The sequence below is a fragment of the Ensifer sp. ENS11 genome (genome assembly GCF_014851895.1).
In the GTDB taxonomy this organism is placed as follows: Bacteria; Pseudomonadota; Alphaproteobacteria; order Rhizobiales; family Rhizobiaceae; genus Ensifer; species Ensifer canadensis.
The window spans coordinates 150,601-164,742 of record NZ_JACVAN010000008.1 but is presented as its reverse complement, the minus strand read 5'-3'; the positions used below and the strand labels follow the sequence as shown (position 1 = coordinate 164,742).

Here is a 14,142-nt window from a genome sequence, read left to right as displayed (position 1 = left end):
TCAGGCGGTCTCTTCTCCGGACTTTGCCGCGACAATGACGGTGCGTAGCGCCCGCAATGCCTCGGTCATGCCCTTGCTGGTGGCGGCCGAAAGCAGGAGAGGCTGCTCGCCGCAGGCCTTTGCCAGCGCCTTGGCCTTCACCTTCAATTCGTCCTCGTCGAGCACGTCGATCTGCGACAGCGCGACGATCTCGGGTTTGTCTTCGAGCCCGCCGCCATAGGCTACGAGTTCGTGTTTCACGGTCTTGTAGGCCTTGGCGACGTCTTCTTCCTGGGCCGAGACGAGGTGAAGCAGCACGCGCGTGCGCTCGACATGGCCGAGGAAACGGTCCCCGATACCAACGCCTTCATGCGCGCCTTCGATCAGGCCGGGAATGTCGGCGATGATGAACTCGTTGCCGTCGATGGTGGCGACGCCGAGGTTCGGGTGCAGCGTGGTGAAGGGGTAATTGGCGATCTTCGGCCGCGCCCGGGTGCAGGCGGCAAGGAAGGTCGATTTGCCGGCATTGGGCAGGCCGACGAGGCCGGCATCGGCGATCAGCTTCAGCCGCAGCCAGATGGTTTTTTCTTCGCCTTCGAGGCCGGGGTTGGCCCAGCTTGGCGCCTGGTTGGTGGCGGACTTGAAATGGGCATTGCCGAAGCCGCCATTGCCGCCGGCGGCAAGCCGGTAGCGCTGGCCTTCGGCGACCATGTCGACGATCAGCGTCTCGCTGTCTTCCTCGAAGATCTGGGTGCCGACCGGAACCTTCAGCGTCACGTCGGCGCCGCCGGCGCCCGTGCGGTTGCGGCCCATGCCGTGCGTGCCGGTCTTGGCCTTGAAGTGCTGCTGGTAGCGGAAGTCGATCAGGGTATTGAGGCCGTTGACCGCCTCGACCCAGACGTCGCCGCCGCGGCCGCCGTCGCCGCCATCAGGTCCACCGAATTCGATGAATTTTTCACGACGGAACGACACGGCGCCTGCGCCGCCGTCGCCGGAGCGTATGTAGACTTTCGTTTCGTCTAGAAATTTCATTGGACTGCCATCTGTTCGGTGTATTTGCGCGGTCGTATTTTGCCGCCATCGATATAGGCGGTTCATCCGGAGGTCAAAGAATATCGTGCGTTTTGCCAGCTACAACATCCAATACGGCATCGGTCTTGACGGCCAGTTTGAACCCGAGCGCATTGCTGCGTCGCTTGGCGGCGCCGACATCATCGCGCTGCAGGAAGTGACACGCGGTTTTCACCGCAACGGCCACGTCGATCTGGTTGCCCGTTTCGAAGCGCTCTTCCCCGGTCATTTCTCAGCCTTTCATGCCCCTTGCGACATCGATATCGGCTCTTCGATCGAGGGCGGCCGCGCCGTCAACCGGCGCTTCCAGTTCGGCAACATGATCCTGTCGCGCTGGCCGATCCTGTCGACCCGGTTGATATCGCTGCCGCGCACCCGGACCATCAGCCCGATGAACCTGCAGCGCGGCGCCACCGAAGCGCTGGTCGCCACGCCGGGCGGGCCGCTGCGCGTCTATTCCGTGCATCTCGACCATGTGCTTCCCGCCGAGCGCATCGCCCAGATCCGCTTCCTCAAGGAGCGGCTGCTCGGCTATCCGCTTGAGGGCGGCGGCATTACCGGGGCTGCCGATTTCGGTCTTGCTGAGCCGCCGCATCCGGAGGATTTCGTCGTCATGGGCGACTTCAACATGGAGCCGGAGACGCCGGAATATTGCGCGATGGCCGGCTCGCGCGACGCTTATTACGGACGCTCGCTTCGGCTCGAAAATCCGGTCGACGTGCTCGCCCATCTCAACCGGCTGACGCCGGAAAGCTATAGCTGGGTTCATCCCGACAATCCTCAAAAGCGCATGCATCTCGACTATGGCTTCATCAGCACCGGCCTGGTGCCGCAGCTGAAGGACGCCTGGACCGATTACGACGCCAAGGGGTCCGATCATCTTCCTGTTGGTTTTGAACTCGCTTGACGAATATCCCCGCAAAGGCATGGCTTCGCGGGGATTGTTTCTTCAGTGTGGCCGGCGCAGATCTGCCGCGCTCAGCCGGGTCTCGATATGGGCGACCATGGCATTGCGGGCGAGCGCATAGATCTGGCTGCAGCCGGTGATCTGGAAGCCGAGCTTTTCCTGGACCTTGAGCGACCCCGGATTGTCGGCGAAGACGCCGGAATGCAGGGTCGTTTCCGGCATGCGCCGGAAGAAGCGCTCGATCGCCGCATAGGCTGCTTCGCTCGCCAGGCCCTTGCCCCAGTAGAACCGGTTCAGCCAGTAGCCGACATGCCATTGGCCGTGCCTGAGCTCGATGCCGATGCAACCGATATGCACGTCGTCGCCGGTGGTGATCGCCAGCGTCCAGTCGGGGGTGAGTCCCGAGGTCTGGCTTGCCAGCCAATCGAGCGCATCCTGCTGGTCGTAAGGTGCAGGCACACGCGAGAGCATGCGCGCCACCTGGAAATCGCCCAGCGACTGAGCGATCGCCTCGGCATCGCTTCGGCTGTGGGGCCTCAGCACCAGCCGCCTGGTTTCGATGACCGGGCAGGGCCCGGGGCCGGGACGGATCGCGGTGCGCGAGCGTTCGGAGGTGAGCGCGTTCATCGCATGCCTCCCCAGCTTCTGAGCGAAACCCAGGTCTTGCGGTCGAGCCGATACCATTCGACAGAGATCGAGCCGCCGAGCGCCAGGCTGCCGACCATGCCGCTGCCCTGGAACTGGAAGCCGCACTTCTGGATGACCCGGCGCGAGGCGAGGTTCATGACCCGGCAGCGCGCATCGATCTGGTCGATGTCACGGGTGCGAAAGGCCATGTCGGTGAGCGCCTGGGCAGCCTCTGTGGCATAGCCTTGGTTCCAATAGGGTTCGCCCAGCCAGTAGCCGAGTTCCGCCGTCTTGCCATCGGGGTGCGGCTCGATACCGCAACAACCGAGGAATGCGCCATTATCCGCTTTGGTAATCGCGTAGACGCACTTGCCAATCGTGCCGGCTTTGGCGCGTCGCACGAAATCGGCGGCATCGGCCGTCGTATACGGGTGCGGCATGCGCGAGACCATGGTGGCGACATTGGCATTGTTGGCAAGATGGGCAAGGGCGTCGATATCGTCTTCATGGGGCGCGCGCAGAACGAGCCGGGGTGACAACAATATCGGGCAATCGGTCCTTGACCGTTGGGGCCTCAGCCTTTGTTCGGGAGACCGTGATTGGTCTTCCCTCAGTAGCTCGGTTTGCATGGTTCGTCCTCCAGAAACGAAAAAAAGGGGAGTTGGGTATTGCCCCATCTCCCCTTTTTAGGTCTGGCTTGGAACCGTTAGGTGCGTCAGCCGGGTCGATGAGACGCCGGCTGTTTTAGAGCGCTACCGGCTTATTCCGCTGCTTCCGCTTTCGGCATTACAGACACGTACACGCGGCCATTGGCCTTCGTACGGAAGTCCACGTTACCTGCCGTAAGCGCAAAAATCGTATGGTCCTTGCCGAGGCCGACATTGGCGCCCGGATGCCACTTGGTGCCGCGCTGACGCAGAATAATGTTGCCGGCGATGACCTTCTCGCCGCCGAACTTCTTCACGCCAAGGCGCTTGGACTCGGAATCGCGACCGTTGCGCGACGAACCGCCAGCTTTTTTGTGTGCCATTGGTGTTCTCCTTTAAACCTTCGATCCCAAAACTCAGTTTGCAGCTTCAGCGGCGGCTTCAGACTTCTTGGAAGCCTTCTTTGCCTTGCCACCGGCAGCAGCGATGTCCAGGATGCGGACGGTCGTCTGGTGCTGGCGGTGACCGCGCGAGCGCTTGGAGTTCTGGCGGCGACGCTTCTTGAAGGCGATGACCTTCTTGGCGCGGCCCTGTTCAACGACTTCGGCGCTGACAACGGCACCTTCGACAAACGGAGCGCCGATGGTTGCATCGGCGCCGACGCCGACCATCAGGATCTCGGTGAATTCAATCTTGTCGCCTGCTACGCCTTCCAGCTTTTCGATGGTTACGACGTCGTTGGCTGCCACGCGGTACTGCTTACCGCCGGTCTTGATGACTGCGAACATTCTTTATCCTTTCATGTTCGGGCCGGCTCTTTACCCCAGGGGCAAGGCCGTCTTTTTGTCAGTCGACATTTTTAGCAGAACTCCGGGATCATTCCCGAAGCCCTGCCGGTGAATGGGCGCAAATCACACCCGCTGCGGTGAGGGCAAGCCACACCACTTCATTGCGCGAATTACGGGAAACGCGCTCCTCTGTCAAGAAGAAGGCACTCGCCGCATTGGATAATCTTCACCGAGGCCCTTGCCAGCACCCGAATCTGCCGCTATGAACCCGACCGCGCCGAACAAGCGCCGACCGACTATGCGGAGAGGTGGCAGAGTGGTCGAATGCACCGCACTCGAAATGCGGCATACCTGCAAGGGTATCGTGGGTTCAAATCCCACCCTCTCCGCCATCGGGACTTCAATCCTGCTTTAGCCCGAATTCCTCCCAGCTCGCCAGAGTAGCTTCAGGCGACGAAGCGGGCATTGCCGGCGCAGCGTCAGGCGATTTTCAGCGCGGCCGATATTTCCGATAGGGTCGCTTTCTCCGCTTCGCTGACGGCGACACCGCCGAAACCCAGGAATCCACCTTCCTTGGCGGCTTCCGCTACGCGCTGGCTGATCTGATACAGCCATGCGGCGAAGGCGCTGGCATCATCCGGAGCCTTGGTTTCGACGACCGTTCGCGCCTGCTGCAACGTTTCGATGCATCTGGCCTTCATGTCCTCAGGCTTGGAGCCTTTCAGTTTCGCCTGCAGGCCGTCGCGTGCCGTCGTTCGTCCTACCGAGGTTTCGAAGTCGGCGACGAGCGCTTTGACGAGCGGATTGGCCGCGGCATCGTTTTTGCCTGCAGCAGGGCGCGGCTGTTGGCGAGGCCCTCCTTGAGCATGCCCCACAGGCCGCTCGGCTCCGCCGCGGTCACGGCTATGCCCGCCATCATCACGCTCTCCAGAAGCAACGTCCATTCCTCCGGGGTGAATGCCGATTTGTCAGCCATGGCTGACCCTCCTTCGTTCGATTTCGTGTTCATGACAGTCGTTGCCGATCCACGCGGCGCGCCGAGTGCCGACGGTTTCTCGAAACATCAGGTCGACAGGGCCGTCAGCTTCGTCTTCAATGCATCGATAGTGGGTTTCAGAATGTCCGAAACGCCGGGGATGGCCAAAACCTTGTCGAACAGCCCATTGAGCGTGGGCATCATCGGCGTGATCAGGGCCGTGAGGGCTGCCTTCTGCCCGGCTGAGAGTTGCCCGGCCACACCGCTGACCTTGTCGAGCTGGCTCGAGACATCCTCCAGCTTCGGCAAGGCCGCCGTGGCGGAGGCCGCATCGGTAACGCCCGTCAGCGCTGTCTGCAGGCTGGCCATGCCGTCCTTGACCTGCTGGCCGACATCGACCCCGCCGACCGTCAAGCTCTGCTCAGGCGTGCCGGCCTGGGGTGCGACCGGTTCCTTTGGCCTGCCGAACAGGTAGAAAAGCACGCCGGCAATCACCAGGGCGGCAATCACCCAATAAAGCCAGTTGCGCGACGAGGCTGGCGCGGCGGCCGCTGCTGCCGCTGCGCGTTGGCCGGCACCACCGACTGCGGAGGCCGAAGCGGCAGCGCTGCGGGTCGCTTGGCTGGCAGAGGCTGCAGCGGTTTGTGCCGGAGCGCCGAGCGAGCCGAGCAGGCCGGTGCCGCCGAGCAGGTCTCTGACGCCGGATGGCAATGCGGCGGCGATATTGTCCTTCTGGCTGGCGAGCAGACCGGCGATGCCGTTGGCGCTCAGGTCGCCTCCGCTCTGCTGGGCGAGGCCGCCCATGACCAGCGGAGCAAGCGTTGCCAGCAGCGAGCCGCTCGCCCTTTGATCCATGCCGGAAACCCCGCCTATGGCCGTTGCCAGCGCACTGCCGTCCTTGGCGCCAAACAGCGATGAGATGATCTGTGAGCCGTTTTGGGCAAGCGAAACCTGGTCGCCACCCGCCAGCATTCCCATGAGATTGTCGAGCGAGCCGCTCTGTTGTTTGGCGCTGTCGGCGATCTTTTGCGCGCCGCCCGGCTGCGCGGCGACGCCGGTCAGGCCCGCCAGAATTGCCGGTACGGCAGCGGCGACGGCGCTCTGCACCTTGCTGCTATCCAGGCCAAGCACTGAAGCGATGCGCGCGATCATGTCAGGGGTAAGCATCTGCGCGATGTAGGAAACAAGATTGCTGGCCATTGGCTTTTCCTCCACGTTGATGTCGTCGAACAACGACTCTGGTCATCGAGCGGGGCTCGACGGCGCGGCAATTGGCTGCAAGCAATTCGCGTTTAACTGATTATCGACTGCGAGATTTGTTCGCCAGGAACTCTACAGCGCCGCGCGTCTTGTTAGATGCGCAAAGGTCGCTGCAACACTTTGAATTGCTGCATGTTTTTAACCTTAAATCGAATTCGATTTAAGGAAACATGCAGTAGGCGCAGAAATACTAGCACCTGTAGGTGTATTGCGCCAGTTCGCAACAACCTTCGGAAATAAGCGTGTTGTGTCGCTTGTCGCCCACCCGGGCCTTGCCTCGCCTCTCCCGTTTGTCCGTCTTCTCCTTCTCTTAGAGGGCGGCCCGGACGATGCGCCGGAACATTTCTGTGCCGGATTCAGGCGTGATGACCGCCGCCTATGGACGGCATGTGCGAACGTTCCGGGAACTGAAACGCGCTGCTCAAGCGAGCCTCGACGGCCGGGAGTGATCTCGTGTCTACTGCATGTTTCCTTAAATCGAATTCGATTTAAGGAAACATGCAGTAATTCAGAGTGCTACAGCGACATTTGCGCGTGTAATAAAGACGCGCGGCGCTGTAGTCCAGGGATACCGCTGCGATGACGATGTCACTCTTCATGCGTGCGCAGCCACGCCTCCAGCCCGGCAATCACCGCGAGCCTCAGGCTTGCGTTCTTGGCAAGCGCTCGGGCAAGGGACTGTCCATCGGACAAAAAACCCATCTCGTGCATGACGTCGTCGGGCTTCAGGCGTTGCTTTGCCATGATCGCCTTGATCCGGGTGATCGTGGAGGGAAGCAGGTAACGTCCGCTGGCGATGGGGGCACCTGCGGGTATGGGAGAAGGCACGGCGGCCGTGGGCGGAACTGGAGTGGCAACAGGCAACACGCCTGATATCGCCAGCCAGGTCAGGAAGCCGTCGCGCTCGCCAGGGGTGGCCTTTGCCCACGAATTCTTGAGTTTCTCAAGGCGGGTCCGCTGCGGCTTCAGGCCGGCGATGACGAGAGCCTTGCGAAGCGAGGAGATCCTGCCGGTGAGCACATCACTGTGGATGTCCGGGAACTCGGCCTTCAACCGCTGCTCATAATGGGCGTTATCGCGCTTCGGCTTTTTCGACATTTTCAGTTCCGACGTTCATCTCCTGCGTCCTCTAGCGCGCCGCGCGGGCGAGGGCGAGTAAAAAGGCGATGCCGCCAAGCCGCGTATATCGGGCCACTTGTTTCGAGAGGCCGAGCCCGATGCCAAGCCGCGACCAGAGCGTCATGCAAAGCTCTGCCCGTCAAGCTTTGCACAAGTCGGGCTTTATACCATCGCGCCAAGAGCCGGGATGTGACACGGCGAACAAAGGACGATGATATGTCAAGCGATATCGAGCATTATACCGATCCGCAGGATTCGGCCGTTGCCCTCTACCTCACGAACAATGACGGCGAAGAGCTAACCAATGTGCTGGTCGCAGCACTCGAGGATGCGTTCCGCATCCTTCGCGACGAGGTTTCCGGCGAAACGATGCACTGAGGCGAGACGGCGAGGCCCAGTTCGCTATGCAAGCACAGGCGTGGGCTTTGCAACTGGCCGCCAACTGCAAAGCCGTTCGGTTCGCTGGCCAGGCTTCATATATACGATACGGGCGCCCTCGCGTGAGCGCCCTCAACTGATTATGTGCCGGGGTTTGGTTCGGGTCGAACCGGACGCATCACCTTTCCCGTAACAGCGCCTCGACCGAGGCCGCTACCGCCAGCAGCGTCCCGTCCGTTCCGTTCCTGCCCACCAACATCAGGCCAGCCGGGCGGGTCGGCCCCGGCATCGGCAAGGTTATGGCCGTGAGATCGAACTGGTTTGCGACCTGGCAGTTGCGCAAGAGCAAGCCCTCGACGCGATCATATTCTGCCTCATTCGCCTCCACGGAGGCGATCGGCACTGCGGCGATCGGCGTCGTCGGCAAGACGATGAGATCGTAGGCGGAGAGCCGATCGTCCATGGCACTTGCTAGGCCTGCTCTCGTTTCCAACAGCGCATCTAGTGCTGCCTGCGGCGTCAGCAAACGACGTCGAAGCGTCGATGAAACCCTGATGTCGACCGGTGCGTCGTGATCCGAAAGCCAGTCGGCATGCAGACGGCTCGCCTCGAGGCCGGCGATCGAGCCGATCGCGGTCGCCTTCTTCAACCGGTCGATAAGGTCGTCGATACCGCAATCGACAAGGTCGGCGCCCGCAGCAGTGAGGCGGTCGAGACATGCCGTAAAGTGTGTGGCTATTTCGGTTGAGAGCGCGGCCAGGAGCTGGCCGCGTGGCACGCCGATCCGCAGGCCGGCAATCGGCTGGGGAACAAGCGCTGTTACCGGCTCGCCGGCCATGACGGCATCGACAGCTGCGCAGTCGCTGACCGTGTGGGCGAGCGGCCCGATAGAATCGAGACTCGGGGCAAGCGGGAAGGCGCCGTCGAGGGACACGCGGCTGGCGGTCGGTTTGAAACCGACGAGGCCGTTCAGCGCCGCCGGGATGCGCACGGAACCGCCGGTGTCGGAGCCGATGGCGATATCGCAGGTGCCTTCCGCCGCCGACACGGCCGCGCCCGAGGACGAGCCGCCGGGGATCAGGCTTTCATCGGTCGCGTTGCCGGGAACCGGATAATGGGGATTGAGGCCGACCGCGGTGAAGGCGAATTCGGTCATATGGGTCTTGCCGACGATCACGGCGCCGGCGGCGCGCAATCTCCTGACCACGACGGCGTCCTGTTGCGGCACGGCTGCCGTGCGCTTGATGATCGAGCCGGCGAGCGTCGGTTCTCCGGCAACGTCGAAAAGATCCTTGATCGAAACGATCTTGCCGTCGAGCGGTCCGAGCGTGGCGCCGGCCTGAAGGCGGCGGTCGGCGGCATCGGCCTCGATGCGGGCGCTGTCGGCATAGAGCTTGACATAGGTCTTCTCGTTCTCCCGACGGGCATCGAGCCGGCTCAGGATCTGTTCGAGGTGATCACGCACGGGAGTGTTCGAATGGGACACGATAAGGAACCTGCCGATATCTGACGTCGCCGGGCGGCGAGCTGAAGCGTTTCGTCCGTAGCGCAGCAAGGGGGGCCGCGGCCGCGGACGAGATTCTTCATAGCAGGGCTTGCGGCAAATGCCATGAGGTTGCACCCGCCGCACCGCCTCCATGCAAGTGGATATTCAGCAGGGTTTATGCGCGCAGAGAATGAACCGACGATAGACGAAAGTGCGCAGGCAGTTTCGCAGGTTTGCAGATTTGCGCTGTGCGGCGGCGATCGATTGGTGCGAGGCGCGTTCGATGGTCTCGAAGCCGGCAGCCTTCGATCCCTGGCGGATCGCCCAGGTCGAGAAACGTCCGACTGCCTTCGGCCCGGCCCAGTCGCCGTCGAAGACGAGCCACCTTCGAAGGCCCTGTATTCACCGAATTGTCGCGAAACCGTTCAAATAGTTTCACGCCACTGTTAAGTCGCTGACATACGAACAGCTAAAGGTCCGGCACGCGAAATCCGCTTTCGCAGGGCTCGAACCGGAGGCTTGTTTGGCCGAAATCCTCACCACGCTGTCCCGCCGTTCCTTCCTTCTGTCTGCCGGTGCTGCCGGCCTCGTTGCGTCCTCCGGTCTTGCAACACCGTTCTATGCCCGCGGCTACGGCCGTCCGGAATTCATCCACGGGGTGCAGTCGGGCGATGTCGACACGAGTTCCGGCATGGTGTGGACGCGGGTCGACAGGCCGTCGCGGGTGACGCTCGACTATTCGACGACCGAAAGCTTTTCCAATCCGGTTCGTCTCGCCGAACTCACCGCAACACCGCAGACGGATTGTGCGGTCAAATGCGCGCTGGAGGATCTGCTTCCGGACCAGGACATCTTCTATCGGTTCACCGCGACCGATCTTTACGACATCAACCGGGTGTCCGAGCCGGTCGTCGGGCGGTTTCGCACCGCGCCGTTGCGCAAGCGCTCGGTCCGCTTCGTCTGGTCCGGCGACACGGCCGGCCAGGGTTGGGGCATCGACGATGTCGGCATGAAGACCTATTCGACCATGCGCCTGCACGAGCCGGACTTCTTCATCCATTCCGGCGACACGATCTACGCCGACAATCCCATTCCCGACGAGATAGCCTTGCGCGACGGCGGCATCTGGAAGAACCGGGTGGTGACGCATGAGAAGCGCGATGTGGCGCGCACGCTCGAGGAATATCGCGGCCAGTGGAAGTATAATCTGCTCGACAACCATGTGCGTGAACTCAACGCCGTCTGCCCGACCTTCTATCAGTGGGACGATCACGAGGTCCTGAACAACTGGTCGGCCTCGACAGACCTCAGCGACGATCCGCGCTATCCGGAAAAGGACGTTGCGGTCTACGCCGCGCGCGCGGGGCGCGCTTTTAACGAGATGACGCCGGTCCGCACGCCGCCGACGCAGCCCGGCCGCATCTTCCGCAAGATTGCCTACGGTCCGCTGCTCGATGTCTTCTTCGTCGACCTTCGGTCCTATCGCGGCCCCAACCAGGGGGAGGGTGATGGTGGCCTGTTCGGCTGGCGCCAGGCGGACTGGCTGAAGCGGGAGCTTGCCGCGTCGCGCGCCGTCTGGAAGGTGATCGCCTGCGATATGCCTGTTGGTCTCGTCGTCTGGGACGATTATGCCAACCGGCGTGGTTCCGATGCAATCGCCAATGGCGACAATGGTCCACCGACGGGTCGCGAAACCGAGTTTGCCGAGCTGCTCCGCTTCATCAGGGACAATGCCATCGACAACCTCGTGTGGCTGACGGCGGATGTGCATTATACGGCCGCGCATCACTACGATCCGTCGCGGGCGGCCTTCAAGGATTTCCTGCCATTCTGGGAGTTCGTTTCCGGTCCCTTGCATTCCGGTACCTATGGTCCGAAGGAGCTGGACATGACGTTCGGCCCGGACGTGCGCTTCATCAAGGCGTCCGGTGGAGGTGTGGACAGCAACCTGCCTCCATCAGCCGGGCTGCAGTTCTTCGGCATCGTCGATATCAACGGCCAGACCAAGCAGATGACCGTGCGGCTGATGGATCGGCAGGACCAGGAATTGTGGCGCGTGACGCTCGACCCGGCCGCCGTCGCATGAGCGTTTTGGCTTTGGTTGAACCCTTTCCAAACCCGGTTGGCGCGACCCTTTCCGGTTGCAAACCCATGGCCTGTCGGGACTTCGGAGCCGGGCTCTTGCGCGCGCCCCCCTTTCGCAATCGCAAAAAAACCTGTATGAGCCCGACCATTGAAAAAGCGGCGTGGCCCATTGGGGCGTGCCCTAAACCTTCCGAGACGAAAAATGAGCATTCGTAACATCGCGATTATCGCGCACGTCGACCATGGGAAAACGACCCTTGTCGACGAGCTTCTGAAGCAGTCGGGCTCGTTCCGCGAAAACCAGCGCGTTGCCGAACGCGTCATGGACTCCAACGACATCGAAAAAGAGCGCGGCATCACCATTCTTGCCAAGGCGACGTCGGTCGAGTGGAAGGGTGTGCGCATCAACATCGTCGACACCCCCGGCCACGCCGACTTCGGCGGTGAAGTCGAACGCATCCTGTCGATGGTGGACGGCGCCATCGTTCTCGTCGACGCCTCCGAAGGCCCGATGCCGCAGACGAAGTTCGTCGTCGGCAAGGCGCTGAAGGTCGGCCTGAAGCCGATCGTCGCGATCAACAAGATCGACCGTCCTGATGGACGCCACGAAGAAGTCATCAACGAAGTCTTCGACCTCTTTGCGAACCTCGACGCCACCGACGAGCAGCTCGACTTCCCGATCCTCTACGGTTCGGGTCGTGAAGGCTGGATGAACGTTGCGCCTGAAGGCCCGAAGGACCAGGGCATGGCACCGCTTCTCGACCTCGTGCTCAAGCACGTTCCCGAGCCGACGGTCGGCGAGGGCCCGTTCCGCATGATCGGCACGATCCTGGAAGCAAACCCCTTCCTCGGCCGTATCATCACCGGCCGCATCCATTCGGGTTCGCTGAAGCCGAACCAGCCGGTCAAGGTTCTCGGCCAGGACGGCAAGCTGCTTGAAAACGGCCGTATCTCGAAGATCCTCGCATTCCGCGGCATCGAGCGTCAGCCGATCGAAGAAGCCCATGCAGGCGACATCGTCGCGATCGCCGGCCTGACCAAGGGCACCGTCGCCGACACCTTCTGCGACCCGTCGGTCTCCGAAGCGCTGACCGCACAGCCGATCGACCCGCCAACCGTCACCATGTCCTTCATCGTCAACGACAGCCCGCTTGCCGGCACCGAAGGCGACAAGGTGACGAGCCGCGTCATCCGCGACCGTCTGTTCAAGGAAGCCGAAGGCAACGTCGCGCTGAAGATCGAGGAATCCTCCGAGAAGGATTCGTTCTTCGTCTCCGGTCGTGGCGAATTGCAGCTCGCGGTTCTGATCGAAACCATGCGCCGCGAAGGTTTCGAACTCGCCGTCTCGCGTCCGCGCGTCGTCATGCACAAGGATGAGAACGGCCAGCTGCTCGAGCCGATCGAAGAAGTGGTCATCGACGTCGACGAAGAGCATTCCGGCGTCGTCGTTCAGAAGATGTCCGAACGCAAGGCCGAGATGGTCGAGCTTCGTCCGTCCGGCGGCAATCGCGTCCGGCTGGTGTTCTTCGCACCGACCCGTGGCCTGATCGGCTACCAGTCGGAACTGCTGACGGATACGCGCGGCACAGCGGTCATGAACCGTCTGTTCCACGCCTACCAGCAGTACAAGGGTGAGATCGGCGGCCGCGTCAACGGCGTGCTGCTCTCCAACGACGCCGGCGAATCGGTCGCCTACGCCATGTTCAACCTGGAAGACCGCGGCCCGATGATCATCGAAGCCGGCGAGAAGGTCTATGCCGGCATGATCATCGGCATCCACACGCGCGACAACGACCTGGAAGTCAACGTGTTGAAGGGCAAGAAGCTCACCAACATGCGTGCATCCGGCAAGGACGAAGCCGTCAAGCTGACGCCGCCGATCCGCATGACGCTCGAGCGCGCGCTGTCCTGGATCCAGGACGACGAGCTGGTCGAAGTCACGCCGAAGTCGATCCGTCTGCGCAAGATGTACCTCGACTCGAACGACCGTAAGCGCTTCGAGAAGTCGCGTACGGCTGGCGCCGCTTAAGCGCCCACCGACAAAAGCGAGCGATTAGCGAAACCCCGGAGCAATCCGGGGTTTTTTGCTGTGTGTGCCAGCGGGGGGCGGCTTGCGGATAAAGTTAAAAAGGCGTTAACCTTCCATGGGATGCCGTTAAAGTTGCCTGTGGGTTAACGCGACGCGGCCCCCGGGTGGGATTCCTGTTCGCCCTGTGTGCGTTTAGAGTCGTGAGTCATGAAGACTGTTTCGATCGAGGTCAGGCCTGGAGAACCGCAAGAGGCGTCGGCGATTGCCGACGTGCATCGCGTTTCGTGGCTACAAGCCTATGGCGGCATCATTCCGCACCGCCCCCTGGTCCAGATGGTCAATCGTCGAGACGAGGTCTGGTGGCGCAAGGCGACGCGGGGTCCGGCGACCTTGCTGGTCGTCGACGTGGCCGGAACGATTGCCGGCTATGCGACCCTCGGCCTCAGCCGCGCCAAGGCGCTGCCGCAGGAAGGCGAAATCTACGAGATCTACCTGCGGCCGGAATATCAGGGCATCGGCCTTGGACGGGTTCTCTTCGGCGAAGCCAAGAGCCTGCTGCGGTCGCTCGGCTGCAGGGGACTGGTCGTCTGGTGCCTCGAAGACAGCGATAACGCCTATCAGTTCTTCCAGGGGGCTGGCGGCAGCGATATCGCCGAGGGCATGGAAGATTTCGGCGACAAGCACCTCAAGAAGATCGGCTTTGCCTGGAACTGACGCCTGCTTGCGTCTGACCTCGATGTCACCTCCTGCATAATTCCTTAAATCGGATCCGATTTAAGGACAAAATTAT

At 62.0% G+C, this 14,142-nt stretch carries 15 protein-coding genes and 1 tRNA gene; 6 read left to right on the top strand and 10 right to left on the bottom strand.

Going from position 1 to position 14,142, the window contains the following annotated elements:
* Positions 1 to 1,011 carry a GTPase ObgE gene (gene obgE / locus IB264_RS17550; RefSeq protein ID WP_057210849.1) on the bottom strand — a complete coding sequence of 337 codons (1,011 nt, stop codon included), beginning with the start codon at positions 1,009 to 1,011 and terminating at the stop codon, positions 1 to 3.
* An 85-nt stretch (positions 1,012 to 1,096) separates the two neighbouring features.
* Between obgE and IB264_RS17545 the strand changes: the two genes are divergently transcribed.
* The gene (locus tag IB264_RS17545; RefSeq protein WP_025425122.1) at positions 1,097 to 1,957 is read left to right on the top strand and encodes an endonuclease/exonuclease/phosphatase family protein; all 861 of its coding nucleotides are present in this window, start codon (positions 1,097 to 1,099) and stop codon (positions 1,955 to 1,957) included.
* Positions 1,958 to 1,999: 42 nt separating this feature from the next.
* On the opposite strand, the gene IB264_RS17540 is transcribed toward IB264_RS17545, so the two are convergent.
* From IB264_RS17540 to rplU, 4 genes are all read right to left on the bottom strand, one after another.
* A complete protein-coding gene (locus IB264_RS17540) occupies positions 2,000 to 2,584 on the bottom strand; it encodes a GNAT family N-acetyltransferase (protein ID WP_025425121.1) in 585 nt (194 codons plus the stop codon).
* Complete coding sequence (locus tag IB264_RS17535; RefSeq protein WP_025425120.1) at positions 2,581 to 3,213, bottom strand: GNAT family N-acetyltransferase; 633 nt, start codon at positions 3,211 to 3,213, stop codon at positions 2,581 to 2,583. Before IB264_RS17535 ends, IB264_RS17540 begins: the two co-directional genes overlap by 4 nt.
* Positions 3,214 to 3,344: 131 nt before the next feature.
* The gene (rpmA, locus tag IB264_RS17530) at positions 3,345 to 3,614 is read right to left on the bottom strand and encodes a 50S ribosomal protein L27 (RefSeq protein ID WP_025425119.1); all 270 of its coding nucleotides are present in this window, start codon (positions 3,612 to 3,614) and stop codon (positions 3,345 to 3,347) included.
* 33 nt (positions 3,615 to 3,647) lie between these two features.
* Complete coding sequence (rplU, locus tag IB264_RS17525; protein WP_025425118.1) at positions 3,648 to 4,019, bottom strand: 50S ribosomal protein L21; 372 nt, start codon at positions 4,017 to 4,019, stop codon at positions 3,648 to 3,650.
* 302 nt (positions 4,020 to 4,321) lie between these two features.
* Here rplU and IB264_RS17520 point away from each other — a divergent pair.
* A tRNA-Ser gene (locus IB264_RS17520) sits at positions 4,322 to 4,411 on the top strand.
* 87 nt (positions 4,412 to 4,498) lie between these two features.
* Here IB264_RS17520 and IB264_RS34660 read toward each other — a convergent pair.
* The 4 genes from IB264_RS34660 to IB264_RS17505 form a co-directional block, all read right to left on the bottom strand.
* A complete protein-coding gene (locus IB264_RS34660; protein ID WP_225906505.1) occupies positions 4,499 to 4,720 on the bottom strand; it encodes a hypothetical protein in 222 nt (73 codons plus the stop codon).
* Between the two features lie 59 nt (positions 4,721 to 4,779).
* Positions 4,780 to 4,995, bottom strand: a complete 216-nt coding sequence (locus IB264_RS34655) for a hypothetical protein (RefSeq protein ID WP_225906506.1) — start codon at positions 4,993 to 4,995, stop codon at positions 4,780 to 4,782.
* An 87-nt stretch (positions 4,996 to 5,082) separates the two neighbouring features.
* On the bottom strand, positions 5,083 to 6,195 hold the full coding sequence (locus tag IB264_RS17510; RefSeq protein ID WP_025425117.1) for a DUF937 domain-containing protein: 1,113 nt from the start codon (positions 6,193 to 6,195) through the stop codon (positions 5,083 to 5,085).
* 648 nt (positions 6,196 to 6,843) lie between these two features.
* Positions 6,844 to 7,353, bottom strand: a complete 510-nt coding sequence (locus tag IB264_RS17505) for a hypothetical protein (protein WP_025425116.1) — start codon at positions 7,351 to 7,353, stop codon at positions 6,844 to 6,846.
* 237 nt (positions 7,354 to 7,590) lie between these two features.
* Between IB264_RS17505 and IB264_RS17500 the strand changes: the two genes are divergently transcribed.
* Positions 7,591 to 7,752, top strand: a complete 162-nt coding sequence (locus tag IB264_RS17500) for a hypothetical protein (RefSeq protein ID WP_164474930.1) — start codon at positions 7,591 to 7,593, stop codon at positions 7,750 to 7,752.
* A gap of 178 nt (positions 7,753 to 7,930) precedes the next feature.
* Here the strand turns inward: IB264_RS17500 and IB264_RS17495 are convergent, their stop codons facing one another.
* Positions 7,931 to 9,238 (bottom strand): amidase, encoded by a 1,308-nt coding sequence (locus tag IB264_RS17495; RefSeq protein WP_025425115.1) that lies wholly within the window; start codon positions 9,236 to 9,238, stop codon positions 7,931 to 7,933.
* Between the two features lie 523 nt (positions 9,239 to 9,761).
* On the opposite strand from IB264_RS17495, the gene IB264_RS17490 reads away from it, so the two are divergent.
* The 3 genes from IB264_RS17490 to IB264_RS17480 all read left to right on the top strand — a co-directional run bounded on the left by IB264_RS17490 (position 9,762) and on the right by IB264_RS17480 (position 14,066).
* Entirely contained in the window at positions 9,762 to 11,324 is a 1,563-nt protein-coding gene (locus IB264_RS17490) for an alkaline phosphatase (RefSeq protein WP_025425113.1), read from the top strand.
* Between the two features lie 201 nt (positions 11,325 to 11,525).
* A complete protein-coding gene (gene typA, locus IB264_RS17485; protein WP_025425112.1) occupies positions 11,526 to 13,352 on the top strand; it encodes a translational GTPase TypA in 1,827 nt (608 codons plus the stop codon).
* 207 nt (positions 13,353 to 13,559) lie between these two features.
* The gene (locus IB264_RS17480) at positions 13,560 to 14,066 is read left to right on the top strand and encodes a GNAT family N-acetyltransferase (RefSeq protein WP_025425111.1); all 507 of its coding nucleotides are present in this window, start codon (positions 13,560 to 13,562) and stop codon (positions 14,064 to 14,066) included.
* Positions 14,067 to 14,142 lie beyond the last annotated feature (76 nt).